The 14838-nt window shown below is 40.0% G+C and carries 10 protein-coding genes; 2 read left to right on the forward strand and 8 right to left on the reverse strand.

Features of this window, described 5'->3' with window-relative positions:
* Positions 1-116 precede the first annotated feature (116 nt).
* The 6 genes from ilvN to AACV33_RS09455 form a co-directional block, all read right to left on the reverse strand.
* Positions 117-611 carry an acetolactate synthase small subunit gene (ilvN, locus tag AACV33_RS09430; RefSeq protein ID WP_012551156.1) on the reverse strand — a complete coding sequence of 165 codons (495 nt, stop codon included), beginning with the start codon at positions 609-611 and terminating at the stop codon, positions 117-119.
* Complete coding sequence (locus tag AACV33_RS09435; RefSeq protein WP_182699253.1) at positions 611-2332, reverse strand: acetolactate synthase 3 large subunit; 1722 nt, start codon at positions 2330-2332, stop codon at positions 611-613. Before AACV33_RS09435 ends, ilvN begins: the two co-directional genes overlap by 1 nt.
* A 441-nt stretch (positions 2333-2773) precedes the next feature.
* Entirely contained in the window at positions 2774-4618 is a 1845-nt protein-coding gene (locus AACV33_RS09440) for an AMP-dependent synthetase/ligase (protein WP_182699254.1), read from the reverse strand.
* 247 nt (positions 4619-4865) lie between these two features.
* Positions 4866-5840, reverse strand: coding sequence for a transcriptional regulator LeuO (gene leuO / locus AACV33_RS09445; protein ID WP_012551192.1), 975 nt, complete (start codon positions 5838-5840; stop codon positions 4866-4868).
* A gap of 341 nt (positions 5841-6181) precedes the next feature.
* Positions 6182-8602, reverse strand: a complete 2421-nt coding sequence (locus tag AACV33_RS09450; protein ID WP_023604160.1) for a bifunctional aspartate kinase/homoserine dehydrogenase II — start codon at positions 8600-8602, stop codon at positions 6182-6184.
* Positions 8602-9768, reverse strand: a complete 1167-nt coding sequence (locus tag AACV33_RS09455; RefSeq protein WP_012551190.1) for an O-succinylhomoserine (thiol)-lyase — start codon at positions 9766-9768, stop codon at positions 8602-8604. Before AACV33_RS09455 ends, AACV33_RS09450 begins: the two co-directional genes overlap by 1 nt.
* A gap of 187 nt (positions 9769-9955) precedes the next feature.
* Here AACV33_RS09455 and metJ point away from each other — a divergent pair, with 187 nt between their 5' ends.
* Positions 9956-10276 carry a met regulon transcriptional regulator MetJ gene (gene metJ, locus AACV33_RS09460; protein WP_012551189.1) on the forward strand — a complete coding sequence of 107 codons (321 nt, stop codon included), beginning with the start codon at positions 9956-9958 and terminating at the stop codon, positions 10274-10276.
* Positions 10277-10616: 340 nt separating this feature from the next.
* Here the strand turns inward: metJ and AACV33_RS09465 are convergent, their stop codons facing one another.
* Positions 10617-11864 (reverse strand): malic enzyme-like NAD(P)-binding protein, encoded by a 1248-nt coding sequence (locus AACV33_RS09465; protein WP_012551188.1) that lies wholly within the window; start codon positions 11862-11864, stop codon positions 10617-10619.
* Positions 11865-12096: 232 nt separating this feature from the next.
* The gene (gene rpmE / locus AACV33_RS09470) at positions 12097-12315 is read right to left on the reverse strand and encodes a 50S ribosomal protein L31 (RefSeq protein ID WP_012551187.1); all 219 of its coding nucleotides are present in this window, start codon (positions 12313-12315) and stop codon (positions 12097-12099) included.
* 237 nt (positions 12316-12552) lie between these two features.
* Here rpmE and priA point away from each other — a divergent pair, with 237 nt between their 5' ends.
* Positions 12553-14754, forward strand: coding sequence for a primosomal protein N' (priA, locus tag AACV33_RS09475; RefSeq protein WP_182699255.1), 2202 nt, complete (start codon positions 12553-12555; stop codon positions 14752-14754).
* The last annotated feature ends 84 nt before the right edge of the window (positions 14755-14838 follow it).

A 14838-nucleotide genomic window follows, 5' to 3' on the forward strand; every position in this document is an offset into this window, starting at 1 on the left:
GTTGAACTTAAATATACAGGGCGCCATTCTATATTTTTATCATTATATAAACAATCAAGCCTTCTCAAAAAGAAGGCTTGATTTATAAATCTATCTAAGTGAATTGTAAATGAATATTACACTCTAAGAGATTTTTCTCCTCGAGCAATACCAACAACACCACTTCTTGCCACTTCAATAACATCCGTCACTTCAGAAACCGCGGTAATAAACGCATCGAGTTTCTCTGATGTCCCTGTTAATTGAATGGTATATAAAGAACTAGTTACATCAACGATTTGTCCACGGAAAATATCAGCAGTACGCTTGACTTCTTCGCGTGCAAAACCGCTGGCTTTAACCTTAATAAGTAAAAGTTCTCGCTCTACATGGTCAGCGTCTGTGACTTCTTGTACTTTAATGACATCTATTAATTTATGTAATTGCTTCTGAATCTGTTCAAGCTCCATAGCATCACTTGCCGTCGTGATATTTAAGCGCGATAAGGTTCTATCTTCAGTTGGAGAAACCGTTAGTGACTCAATGTTATAACCTCGTTGAGAGAAGAGACCTACAACACGAGATAACGCCCCTGATTCATTTTCTAATAGCAGTGATATTATATGTCTCATTACGTTCTCTCCGTCTTACTTAGCCACATCTTGTCCATTGCTTCCCCTTTAATTTGCATTGGGTAAACATGTTCCGTTTCGTCAACATTAATATCAACAAAGACCAATCGACCTGTCATTGCTAACGCTTTTTCTAGACCAGATTCCAATTCATCAGGATGATTAATTCGGATTCCAACGTGACCATAAGCTTCTGCAATCGCTGCAAAATCAGGAACAGAACTCATGTAAGAATTTGAGTGTCTGCCTTGATAAATGATGTCCTGCCATTGTTTAACCATGCCTAAGAATCGGTTATTAAGATTAATAATCTTTACCGGGATATCGTATTGAAGCGCCGTTGATAGCTCTTGGATATTCATCTGAATACTGCCATCTCCAGTAACACACACAACAACTTCATCAGGATGCGTAAATTTAACCCCTAAAGCCGCAGGTAAACCAAAGCCCATTGTTCCCAAACCACCCGAATTTATCCAACGACGAGGTTTATCAAATGGATAATATAATGCGGCGAACATTTGATGCTGACCGACATCAGAAGCAACATAAGCATCACCATTGGTTAATTTATAGAGTGTTTCTATCACTTGTTGCGGTTTAATTTTATCCGGTAATTTTTTATACGCTAAACAATTACGAGCACGCCACCCTGCGATATCTTTCCACCATGCTTCCATCGCTTCGGCATCATTATGTCCATCTTGTTCATTCATTAATGACAGCATTGAGTCGAGGACAATATCAGCAGAGCCAACAATAGGTAAATCCACTCGAACATTTTTAGAAATAGAAGATGGGTCGATATCAATATGCATAATGGTTGCATCTGGACAATATTTTTCTAAGTTATTCGTCGTCCGATCATCGAATCTAACGCCAATACCAAAAATTAGATCCGCATTATGCATTGTCATATTTGCTTCATACGTACCGTGCATACCCAGCATACCTAATGCATTCTTATGCGTACCTGGGAATGCTCCTAGACCCATTAAGGTGCTTATAACGGGTAAGTTTAACGCTTCAGCTAACGTTAATATTTGAGCATCAGCGGAAGAAATAATTGCACCACCACCAATATAAAGGACAGGCTTCTTAGCAGAAAGTAATGCTTTTAGCCCTTTTTTAATTTGCCCTTTATGGCCATTCATTGTGGGATTATAAGAACGTAACGAAACCGCTTCAGGGTACTGATAAGGGAATGTAAATGCAGGGCTCATGACATCTTTAGGAATATCAATAACAACAGGGCCAGGTCGGCCTGTCGATGCAATATAAAATGCTTTTTTTATAATTTCAGGAATGTCTTCGGCTTTTTTAACTAAAAAACTATGCTTAACTATCGGGCGAGAGACGCCTACCATGTCACACTCTTGAAAGGCATCAGTGCCAATCATGTTGTTTGGTACGTTGCCAGATAGCACAATCATTGGAATAGAATCCATATAGGCCGTTGCTATTCCTGTAATCGTGTTCGTTGCTCCCGGGCCTGAGCACACAAGAACCACGCCAGGTTTACCTGTTGCACGTGCATAACCATCAGCCATGTGTGTTGCTGCTTGCTCATGTCTCACTAATACATGTTGAATATCGTCGCTTTTCATATGCAACGCATCATAAATATCAAGAACAGAACCGCCAGGGTATCCGAATATGTGCTCTACACCTTCATCAATCAAAGATTGTACGATCATCTCTGAGCCAGATAACATTTCCATATTTATCTCCAGACGCTGAAAACCTCAAATAGAAGATTTGAATTATCTACAAATTATTGGTTTTACATAGTTAGGGCTTATTTTTAGCCTAAACCGAATTAATTAAATTAAATCCCTATGCATATGGCTATATGTGATAACAAAAGCCAACATTACGAAACAACTTTAACCTTTTCATAGCACCTTGGTCTAGCGTCATTTTAACTCTACAGAATATAAATTCAGTCTTTGACTAATTATCAATATTTAAGAGCAATCTAACCAAGATAAATTAGAAGTAAAAGCCAAGTTACAGGCAATAAAGAGAGATTAAAATAGTTACGTTTCACTAAAAAACGAAGGCATCACGCTTTCTACATTGAGTAAGATCTCATTTTTTAGGCGAAAAAAAACCAGCCGAAAAATGACTGGTTTTTTTATCTATGAATCTACAGAGATATACTATTCTACTTTATCTTTTTTCTCTTTCTTCTCATCGTACATTTCTTCAATTTCGTCTTGATAACGCTCACTGATAACTTTACGACGTAACTTTTGTGTTGGGGTTAATTCACCTTTATCCATCGAAAATGCTTTCGATAATAATGTGAATTTTTTCACTTGCTCAAAACGAGCCAATTCTTTTTGTAAATTAGCGACACGCTTTTCAAGCATTTCGACAATTTCACTGTGCTTAACTAATTCCATACGGTCATGGTAAGCAATATTCAACTCTTTTGCGTATTCTTCAAGAGCATCATAACAAGGAACAATCAATGCAGAAACAAACTTACGCGTGTCAGCAATAACGGCAATTTGCTCAATAAAATGATCTTTACCAATCGCCCCTTCAATCACTTGTGGTGCAATATATTTACCACCAGAGGTCTTCATAAGCTCTTTAATACGATCAGTAATGTATAAATTACCGTCGGCATCAAACTCACCAGCATCACCTGTTTTTAGGAAACCATCTTCAGTAAAGGTCAATGCGGTTTCTTCTGGCTTATTATAATATCCTTTCATGACCATCGGACCACGAACTAGAATTTCATTCTTTTTGCCAATCTTAACTTCAGCGCCAGGCATTAATGTGCCTATAGAATCAGGATGAAATTTACCGTCTTCCCAGCATGAAATCGTTGCAGTGGTTTCTGTCATGCCATAACCTAATTTAACATTGACGCCAAGCGCATGAAAAAATCGGCCAATGGTTGCATCCAATTTAGCGCCACCACACGGCATGAAATTGATGTTACCACCCAAAATCATTCGTAACTTAGACAACACTAACTTATCTGCAATTTTATGAGACTGTTTCAGTATCCATGAAGGTTCACGTGCCTCTTGTTTGCAAGCAGACATCTTCGCCCCCATATTTACAGCCCAAGTAAACATCACTTTACGATGAGCAGGAGCACGGGATACTTTTTCATGAACCGTTGAGAAAATCTTCTCGTAAAAACGAGGAACCGCACACATAACCGTTGGCTTAACTTCAGTGAGTGCGTCTTTAATTAAGTTTGTGTTTGGTAAATAGCAGTTAATCGCGCCTTTATAAAGAACGTAAAACGTCCAAGCACGTTCAAAAACATGCGATAACGGTAAGAAACACAATGATACGTCTTTTTCCGTTAGCGCTAAATTCGTGTTATGTCCCTCTAATTGAGAACCAATATTGGTGTAATCTAGCATTACCCCTTTTGGTTCTCCCGTCGTACCAGAGGTGTAGATCAATGTCAGTAAATCATCCATTTCAACCGTATCAAGACGATGAGTTAACTCTTCTTGATGAGATTCATTTGCTGCAGAAATGAAGTCATTCCACGAAACACCAGCTTCGTGATCATTTAAATCAATGTCATCACTTAACGCGACAATATGAGTTAATTGTGGGCATTGTTCAAAAATCACAACCGCCGAATTATACTGCGCTTGTTCACCCACAAATAATATGCGGATATTTGCGTCATTAATAACATAAGCCGCTTGTGTTGGTGTGTTCGTTGGATAAATAGGCACAGGCACTGAACGCAATTGCATTGTTGCAAAATCAGCAACAGTCCAGCGAGGCATATTATTGGCGAAAATCCCTACTTTCTCTTGTATTTTCAATCCATGAGCTAATAGTGCTAAAGACAGAGTATCCATTTGCTGACCAAATTCACCCCAAGTGATGTCACTCCATGCTGAGCACTGAGTGTCACTCCAAGCGCCACATTTACGTTCACGTAATGCAGTGTCATTTGCACGAGTTGCAATGTGCTGGCGGATCTCTTTTACAATATGTGGATTTTGAATAGTCATCTCGTATCACCTTTAGGCTTACACTTGTAAGCTATAATCTAAACAAAGTGTACAAGTGGTGCTAAAAAAGGCAATACTTTCCCTGTATAAAATGTAAGGAATGTTGTACGAAACTCATTTCTGATGAGCCGTATTAACAAGTTCATTATTAATAATATACATTTCATTTATATCGAATGAGATCCTACAAAAAAGGCAACATCAATGATGCTGCCTTTTATTCTTCTAATTTTAGAGTATTTCAACGCTAAAACATCATACCTTTACTTGAAGCAACGACTTCTTCACCACAAATAAGCATCAATTGATCACGCATCCAAATATGACCTTTGTCTTTTTGGTACGAGTCATGCCAGCTTAAATAGCCACTGATCCCTTTTGATTCAATTGGCAATGGAAGAATAGCCAGTTGATCGCGGTTTGGCATTGAACTGACCAACCACTTAGGAGCAACCGTAATCAACTCTGATTGAGAAACAACATAAAGAATGTTGCTGATGCTAGCCCCTTTGTAAGCTTGCTCATAAATAGCATCTTGATATAAATGGTCTGCAAACCCTTTTGTATTTTCAATACGAGCAGGAACAGCATGTTTCTCATTTGCCAATTGCTCTTTAGTAATCATACCCTGAATTCGAGGGTGATTAACGGCAGCAACAACCACTAATTCATCAGTAAATAACTCAGTGCTCATAAAACCAGGTTCGTCAAAACGAACATAATCAATCACAAAGTCAATTTCTTGATAACGAAGCTTTTGAGCAATATCCGCTTCATGTTCACCAGACAACTTTAAACTAATATGAGGCGATTTTTGCTGAATATCTCTCATGATTCGTGGAGCAAAACGAATATCCGAAGGGCTACAAATTGAGAGCTTAAATTGTCTCATTGATGTTTCAGGAATAAACGTCGAACTTGGTAATTCATTTTTTACCAATTGCAGTGCTTGACGCATTGGTGCGAATAATTGACGAGCACGTTGCGTTGGTTGAATACCACGACCATGGCGAATAAAGAGTTCATCATTAAACATCACTTTTAGTCGTGATACCGCATTACTCACTGCCGGTTGTGACATACCTAGGTTTTGAGCTGCTCGAGTAATATTTTGCTCTTGCATTACTGCATCAAAAACAGTCAGTAGATTTAAATCTACTCCACGTAATACTTGTTCTGCTCTAACGCTATTAGATGCAGAGGAAAATTCAGACATACTCATTTAAAGGCTCTCTCTATTTTTCAGCAAATTATTAAAATAAGAAAAAGTAAGCTGCATATTATTATAGTTATACACGTTATTGACAGAACGTATGCTAGCCAACTGTTCAACATAATCACTGAATAGATTTACAAAATCCATAGCACGTAACAGATTTTAATTTTAATTTATGCTTAATCAAAGTTAACCGATTAATTTTATTTACAAATCAACCAATTAGGCAAAAACATAAAATAACCTAAATATCAATAGTTTCCGATTTTTCCTACATTAAACGAAAAAAACCATGCAACATGGCATGGTTTAAAATATAACGAAACGTTAATAAGTATTACATTTGGTTAAAATAACGCTGAAATTTTATTCAAATCAGACTGGATTGCTCCGGCGGTAACCTCTCTTCCGGCGCCTGGCCCTCTTATCACTAAAGGGTTATCTTTATACCACTGACTTTCAATCGCAAAAATATTATCGCACGGTAATAAATTAGCCAATGCATGATGTTCAGACAGCGCTTCAATCCCAACCGTTGCACTGCCATTTTTATTCAAACGGGCAACATAACGAAGTACTTTTTGTTCTCGCTGCGCTTGTTCCAAACGTTCCGATAATGCTTCATTTAAGGCATCACCTTTTGCCAAGAAGTCATCAAGACTCACTTGCTGTAATTCGGCGGGAACCAACGATTCGACTTCGATTTGATTCGGTTCGATTTGTAACCCTGACTCTCTTGCCAAAATAACAAGCTTTCTCATTACATCGGAACCATCTAAATCATGCCTAGGATCTGGCTCTGTCAATCCTTGTTGCCATGCTAAATCGACTAACTCAGTAAAGGGAGTCTCTCCAGTATATTGTTGGAATAACCAAGAAAGAGTGCCAGAAAAGATCCCAGAGAGTGCAACAATGCTGTCTCCGCTTTCACGCAAATCTTGCACAGTATGATTAATTGGTAATCCCGCGCCAACCGTTGCATTGTATAACCAATGTCGACCAGTTTTTGCAAACGCATCAACAACCGCTTGATATTCATGACTTGGTGCTGAACCCGCGACCTTATTTGCAGAGATCAAGTGCATGCCTTGTTCTGCAATTTTAGTGTATTGACTTGCAAGCTCAGGGCTTGCCGTTACATCTAAAATAACAACGTCATCGTATCCTTGGACTGAACCGATTTTTTCAATCCATTCAAATTCTTCGTAGCTCACCGCTTCATCATCAAAATGACTGACTACCGATGCACTATCGATACCATCAAAATCGAACCAGTATCGATGACGGTCAACGACTCCGACTAATGAAAAAATCATGCCTCGACGTTTTTCTAAAATTCGTTTTTGCTGAGTAAACAATGTAAGCCACTGCGCACCAATATTACCGTGACCACACAAAACAAGGCCAACTCGTTTCTGAGCTTGAAATAAACTGGTATGAATCTCATTGATCAATTCATCGGTGTCTAATTTACGAAGAATAGCAACAAGACTTAACCCTGATTCCGATTCACACACAAACTCTAAAGGTCTATTTTTTAATTGATGGTAAAAACCATGGCTATGAATGGCATTAGCCGTTACACCAGCACCTACTGCTGCAACCATTGAGTACCCTTCTTTTAATTTAATTTCAGCATGCACCGCTGTATTTTGCAGCATATCTAAAGCATCACTGACGATCTCTGAAGTGTAGGCAAGTAATAAAGTAAATTTATCGGCTTGTGCTTCTAACGCAAGAGGTTGAAGTTGAGCACGAGTTAAAAGAGAAAGCACCTCGGTTTGAGCTCGTTCAAAATCTTGCCCACGGCCAAAGCCAAGTTGAATTAAGTACACATCATCCAACGAAGTAACAATTTTAGCGCCACGACCAGAGGCCAAGACACGTTCAATGCGTGTTGAACCCGATTCTGGTTGATAACTGCAACGTAGACTCAAATCTAACGCACTTTGCGCTACTGGCTGTAATGTTCTGCTATGTAAAACAGGGGCAGCTAAACGGGCCAATTCACTGGCTTCATCCAAACGAAGTAGCGGCAATAAACAAGCGTCTTCCACTTTTCTAGGATCCGCACTAAATACCCCAGCAACATCACTCCAAATCGTAACACGAGAAACTTCAGCTAATGCACCAATCATAGTTGCTGAGTAATCCGATCCATTACGCCCTAATAATACGGTTTCACCCTTTTGGTCACGGGCCATAAATCCAGTAATAACAAGACGGCCATGAGGGTGTTGTGCTATTTGTTCTTTAAATAAAGGCCATGAAAGAACACGATCAACCTCAGGCTGAGCCCCTCTTTCTGCTCTTAAAAAATGACGAGAATCCAACGGTGCCGATTTTAATTCAATCTGGTTTAAATAAGCCGACAACAAACGAGACGACCATATTTCACCATGACCAAGCACATCGGCTTGTTGAACTTCATTTAGCGGAGCATGTAATTGACCGATTGCAATCAACTCTTTATGCAACAATGCCTGCAATACTTCCGCCTGATCTGGCTCTAACAATTCAGAAATTAACTGTTGCTGATAATGACGCAAAGACTCCAATGTATCGTGAGCCAAACGACCATCTTTAGATAAGTTATCAATCCATTCAAGAATACGGTTTGTTGTATTACCCGCGGCAGAAACAACAACAAGATCATGCTCGTTTGAATATTCTTTTAAGATGGTTGCCACACGGCGATAACACTCAGGATCAGAAAGACTGCTGCCACCAAATTTATGTAACTGACGTTGCACCAAAGACGTTGTCATTATTTCACCTCTGCAGCCACAGCAAACGCTTGTGTAAGATCTGCGATTAAATCTCTACTGTCTTCTAGGCCAACAGAAATACGTAATAACGTCGGCACTAAACCGGCAGCAGCCTGAGCTTCATCTGACATCGCTCTATGTGTCATCGTTCCCGGATGAGCAATCAGACTTTCTACTCCCCCTAACGATTCAGCTAAAGAGAAATATTTTAACGCTTTCACAAAAACTTTAAGTTGGTCTAACGAACCGTTTAATTCAAAACTCAGCATTGCACCAAAACCCGCTTGCTGACGCTTTGCTATTTCATGCCCTGGGTGCTCAGGTAGACTAGGGTGATAGATCGTTCCCACTAACTCTTGCTGTTGTAAGCATTTTAATACTTCCATCGCATTTTCTTCATGCACTCGCATACGAGCACTAAGAGTACGAATTCCTCGCAGGGTTAAATAGCTATCAAATGCAGTACCTGTTGCACCAATGCAGTTCCCCCACCATGCCAATTCATCGGCATGTTCTTTCGTTTTAGATATGATCACACCACCAACAACGTCTGAATGCCCATTAATGTATTTTGTTGTGGAATGAAGAACGAAATCAGCCCCAAGAGTCAGTGGCTGCTGTAATACAGGAGAAAGGAACGTGTTATCAACCGCAACTAATGCACCGACTTCTGCCGCTTTTTTACAAATTTCGGCAATATCGACTACGCGAACTAATGGATTAGAAGGCGTTTCTAATAAGATCAGTTTTGGCTTTTTAGCAAGCGCTTCATCTAAAGCGGCGGCATTAGACTGATCCACAAACAACGTTTGAAAATCACCTTTATTTGCTCTGGTGTTAAAGAGTCGATAAGTGCCGCCATAGCAGTCATGAGGGGCAACAATTAAATCATCAGGACCAAGCAAGGCTGATACCATTAAATTAAGAGCCGCAGTGCCACAGTTCGTCACCACCGCACCCGCACCACACTCTAAATCAGACAATGTTGTTTCTAATTGAGTTCGGGTTGGATTCCCTGAGCGAGCGTAATCGTACGTTGGAACATCTCCAAATTCTGGAAAGCTATAATTAGTCGATAAATAGATAGGAGGCACAACCGCATTGTGTTGTGAATCGGTTTCAATGCCAGTACGAACAGCAATAGTTGCAGGTTTTCTCTCGCTCATTATTTCCCTTCCAAACTGCTATGCAGTGGTATAATCTAATCCATAAGTTATATTCTTCTACTTTACCATCACAAAATGAGACGTCAATACTTCTAGACGTCTATATATCTTTGCTTATAGACGTAAATATCGCTAGAATTAGCTCATCGCATTTTAAACAACAATAATATTAGAACGAAGGTGAGCAATGGCTGATTGGAATGGTGACTATTTAAGTCCTTATGCCGAGCATGGTAAAAAAAGTGAACAGGTAAAAAAAATTACCGTGTCAATTCCAACGAAGGTACTACAAATCCTTACGGATGAACGTACTCGTCGTCAAGTAAGTAATCTTCGCCACGCCACAAACAGCGAATTGTTATGTGAAGCGTTTCTTCATGCTTATACTGGCCAACCATTGCCAACAGATGAAGATTTACGTAAAGATCGTCCTGATGATATTCCAACAGAAGCAAAAGCGTTAATGACCGCAATGGGCATTGAATTCGAAGCATTCGACGAAGAATAAAAGTGATTAACTCCTAGCTAATGAGAACAGTCATTAGCTAGATCACATTTTCGATTATTTCCTACTTTCTTTATCCCCTCTGTTTTTCTGCTCATTTCAATTTTACATTACCTCTCTGTCTCATACTTACCCTATCCAATTGGCCATGTTCAAGTTCTAAAAGCGAATGATAATTTACTCTACCGACTGTATTACAATAGTGCTAAACAACAACGAATACATTAGTGGTATTCAAGTTAACGCTTGGTGGTAAACCCATAATTTAATTCCCCCTAATAAAAAGGCTTCCTCATCAATGACGTAGGAAGCCTTTTTACTTTAATTAATATATAAAAGCAGTTTACGCTTCCATGTATCCTTCTGGCATTTCAATACGAGCGACGCCTGAATCAACCGCTGCTTGTGCTACCGCTTTTGCAACTCGAGGAAGTAAACGAGGATCCATCGGTTTAGGAATGATGTAACCTTTGCCAAACTCTAAAGAATCAACACCCGCCGCTTTTAATACTTCGACAGGCACAGGTTCTTTCGTTAATTGACGAATTGCTTCAACCGCAGCCAATTTCATTTCATCATTAATCACGCTTGCACGAACATCGAGTGCACCACGGAAGATAAATGGGAAACAAAGTACGTTATTTACTTGGTTAGGATAATCAGAACGACCAGTACCCATAATTAAATCATTCCGAACTTCATGAGCCAATTCTGGTTTGATCTCAGGATCTGGATTTGAACAAGCAAATACAACGGGCTTATCAGCCATTAATTTAAGCGCTTCAGGTGGCAATAGGTTAGGACCCGATACCCCTAAGAATAAATCAGCGCCTTCAATAACATCTTCAAGCGTACGTTTATCTGTGTTGTTCGCAAAACGTTGTTTATATTCATTAATGTCATCACGACGAGTGTGAATTACGCCTTTACGATCAAGCATGTAGATCTTCTCGCGCATCGCGCCACATTTAATCAGCATTTCCATGCAGGCAACCGCCGCGGCACCCGCACCTAAACAAACAATGATCGCATCTTCTAACTTCTTACCTTGAAGCTCGATAGCATTCAACATGCCAGCTGCCGTTACAATTGCAGTACCGTGCTGATCATCGTGGAATACAGGAATATCACAACGTTCAATTAAACGACGTTCAATTTCAAAACAATCAGGGGCTTTGATGTCTTCTAAGTTAATACCACCAAAAGTATCTGCAATGTTCGCTACCGTATCTACAAATTCATCAATAGTGCGGTGTTTCACTTCGATATCAATCGAATCTAGACCGGCAAATCGTTTGAAAAGTAATGACTTGCCTTCCATTACAGGTTTTGAAGCCAGAGGACCTAAATTACCTAAGCCTAAAATAGCCGTACCATTTGAAATAACCGCAACCATGTTGCCTTTAGATGTGTATTTATAAACATCGTCTGGGTTTTTCGCGATTTCACGTACTGGTTCAGCTACTCCTGGGCTATAAGCCAAAGCAAGGTCTTCTACCGTATCGGCGGGTTTAGTCAGTGCTATTTCAATTTTACCCGGCGTTGGGTAAGCGTGATAATGGAGAGCTTGTTCGCGAAAATCTTCAGACATGGGGTTTTCCTGAATGCTAATAAATATAAGAGAATTGTTTCAAAATAGTAAACTATATAATAGTTGATCTAGCTCAAACTTCATAGTCTTCGCTTACAGATCGTACCAACAAAAATGTCGGGTTAATTGATGATTTTATGACTTAATTTCAAATAAGAAAGTGACCTTACTCTGAATTTTAGACATAAAAAAAGGAGTCCTAATGGACTCCTTTCTTATCGGAAATTGGTAATTATTTTTTAGAACCAATTGCACCGAAACGTTTGTTGAAGCGATCAACACGGCCGCCAGTATCTACGATACGTTGCTTACCAGTGTAGAACGGGTGACATTCGCCACATACGTCTAGGTGGATTGTGTCTTTGCCTAGCGCTGATTTGAATTCAAATTCGTTGCCGCAAGAACAAGTAGCTTTAACAGCTTTGTATTCTGGGTGGATACCTACTTTCATGGGAAAACCTTATAATTTAGGCCGTGTCGCCATCCGAATCTAAGCCGGACACCACACGTCGTGTAACAAAAATAATAAGCATAAATAAATTACACCTACTTAAGGTCGCGTATAATAATGAATCGCGGCCAATCAATCAACTAATCTGTTACTTTTTCCACCGATTATTTTACTCCTTTGCGATATTTTTATCTAAGAGTAGACTATTCATCCTATTATTCCTGATTAATGTTGGCTATGTCCTATTCAATTGCACACGTTTCACTGCCCGTTCCTCTTGACCGCACCTTTGATTACTTAATTAAAGCCGGACAACACCCTGTCATTGGGGGCCGTGTAAAAGTGCCTTTTGGTCGTCAACGCCTTATCGGTATAGTCACAAAATTAAGCAATGACTCTGAATTTGCTCGTGAGAAATTAAAAGGATTAGACTCCGTACTCGATAGCACTTCTCTCTGGCCTCCTCACCTTTATAAGCTTCTTAATTGGAGCAGCACTTATTATCAATACCCATTAGGGGAAACCTTAGCGAATGCGATGCCAGCGTGGCTACGTAAAGGCAGAGAAGCCAGTTTTGCGGCACTAAAAGCGTGGCAAATTACTGAGCTAGGAAAAAATCAAGATCTCAACAAACTGACTCGAGCACCGAAACAAGCCAAGGCCCTAAACCTTGTTCGTCACCAACAATGCAGTCACGAACAAATGCTTGAAAAAGACATTACTGCTGCAACCTTAAAAGCCGTCGTGGATAAAGGATGGATAGAAGAAATCTCTCTCGCTCCAAAACCAACTTATTGGCAACGTAATGTCGAAATAACACAAGAAAAGCCACAGTTAAATGAGGAGCAAGCCATTGCTATTGCCACGGTTAATGCAAACCCTGAATTTGGTTGTTACTTATTAGATGGCGTTACGGGATCGGGTAAAACGGAAGTCTATCTCCAGTTATTAGAGCCTATTTTACAAGCAGGCCGACAAGCACTGATTCTTGTTCCTGAAATAGGATTAACCCCACAAACCATTAATCGCTTTAAGCGTCGTTTTAATGTGCCTGTCGATATGATCCATTCTGCACTTAATGATACCGAACGTTTGAATGCATGGTTAGCGGCACGAGACAACCATGCCGGCATCATTATAGGTACTCGCTCAGCACTTTTTACCCCATTTAATGATCTCGGTATCATCATTGTCGATGAAGAACACGATGCCTCTTATAAACAGCAAGACAGCATGAGATATCACGCCCGAGATCTGGCAGTAATGCGAGCAAACTTAGACAATATTCCGATTGTGTTAGGCTCAGCGACGCCAGCTCTAGAGACATTACATAATGCTAAGGTCGGTAAATACCACCATCTCACATTAACCAAACGCGCGGGTACTGCAATCCCAGCTCGACATGGTGTGTTAGATGTCAAAGGCTTGTATCTAAACAGTGGGTTATCTGCACCTTTAATTGCTCAAATGAGAAAACATTTATCTGAAGGCAATCAGGTGATGTTATTTTTGAATCGCCGAGGGTTCTCCCCAGCCTTAATGTGTCATGAATGTGGCTGGATGGCCGAATGTAAGCGCTGTGATGCTTATTATACATTCCACCAACACAGTAATGAAATTCGCTGCCACCACTGTGGTTCACAGCAGCCAATAATGCATCAATGCCAAGGCTGTGGATCCACTCAGCTTATTTCTGTCGGGGTCGGTACCGAACAGCTCGAAACTCAACTAATGACCCTCTTTCCTGAATACAAAACCGTTCGTATCGATCGAGACAGTACTCGCAGAAAAGGCAGCTTAGAAAACTATCTAGACGCAATTAAAAACAACGAATACCAAATCCTTATTGGCACTCAAATGCTAGCAAAAGGGCACCATTTCCCTAACGTAACCCTTGTCGGTTTAATTGATGTAGATAGTTCATTGTTTAGTAGTGATTTTCGAGCTCCTGAACGTTTAGCTCAGTTGTTTATCCAAGTCGCTGGACGCGCAGGGCGAGCAAGTAAACCAGGGGAAGTAATCTTACAAACTCACCACCCTGAACACTCTCTTTTACAAAGCCTTCTACATCATGGTTATGGTCACTTTGCTGAACATGCGTTAAATGAGCGCAAATTCGCTCAGCTTCCTCCTTATACGCATTTATCTCTCTTTAGAGCAGAATCCAATAACAATGACAATGTCGAGCAATTCTTACGACAAGTCCGTGATATTTTAGAAAGTCACCCTCAATATTATGACGCCACACCAGTGCTAGGGCCTATTCCGGCACCTTTAGCACGTCGAGCCGGAAAATACCGTTGGCAACTGCTCTTTCAAGCGCCAAATCGTACCGTAATGCAATCAATGTTGCGTGGTGCAAAAACCGCGATTGAGCTATTACCATTAGCTAAAAAAGTACGTTGGACTTTAGACATTGAGCCACAAGACCTTAGTTAATCACGCTTTTTTTAATTTCAAAATTAAGACTTACTCAGGAAATACCCTCTCATGTGAGGGATATCACAATATAGATGTAACTTT

Origin of the sequence: Aliivibrio sp. SR45-2 (assembly GCF_963890165.1) — a bacterium.
Lineage (GTDB): Bacteria > Pseudomonadota > Gammaproteobacteria > Enterobacterales > Vibrionaceae > Aliivibrio > Aliivibrio salmonicida.

What these genes read in the sequence shown, in the direction of transcription:
- ilvN (WP_012551156.1), bottom strand. Translation starts at nt 611, where the DNA reads ATGAGACATATAATATCACTGCTATTAGAAAATGAATCAGGGGCGTTA.
- AACV33_RS09435 (WP_182699253.1), bottom strand. Translation starts at nt 2,332, where the DNA reads ATGGAAATGTTATCTGGCTCAGAGATGATCGTACAATCTTTGATTGAT.
- AACV33_RS09440 (WP_182699254.1), bottom strand. Translation starts at nt 4,618, where the DNA reads ATGACTATTCAAAATCCACATATTGTAAAAGAGATCCGCCAGCACATT.
- leuO (WP_012551192.1), bottom strand. Translation starts at nt 5,840, where the DNA reads ATGAGTATGTCTGAATTTTCCTCTGCATCTAATAGCGTTAGAGCAGAA.
- AACV33_RS09450 (WP_023604160.1), bottom strand. Translation starts at nt 8,602, where the DNA reads ATGACAACGTCTTTGGTGCAACGTCAGTTACATAAATTTGGTGGCAGC.
- AACV33_RS09455 (WP_012551190.1), bottom strand. Translation starts at nt 9,768, where the DNA reads ATGAGCGAGAGAAAACCTGCAACTATTGCTGTTCGTACTGGCATTGAA.
- metJ (WP_012551189.1), top strand. Translation starts at nt 9,956, where the DNA reads ATGGCTGATTGGAATGGTGACTATTTAAGTCCTTATGCCGAGCATGGT.
- AACV33_RS09465 (WP_012551188.1), bottom strand. Translation starts at nt 11,864, where the DNA reads ATGTCTGAAGATTTTCGCGAACAAGCTCTCCATTATCACGCTTACCCA.
- rpmE (WP_012551187.1), bottom strand. Translation starts at nt 12,315, where the DNA reads ATGAAAGTAGGTATCCACCCAGAATACAAAGCTGTTAAAGCTACTTGT.
- priA (WP_182699255.1), top strand. Translation starts at nt 12,553, where the DNA reads ATGTCCTATTCAATTGCACACGTTTCACTGCCCGTTCCTCTTGACCGC.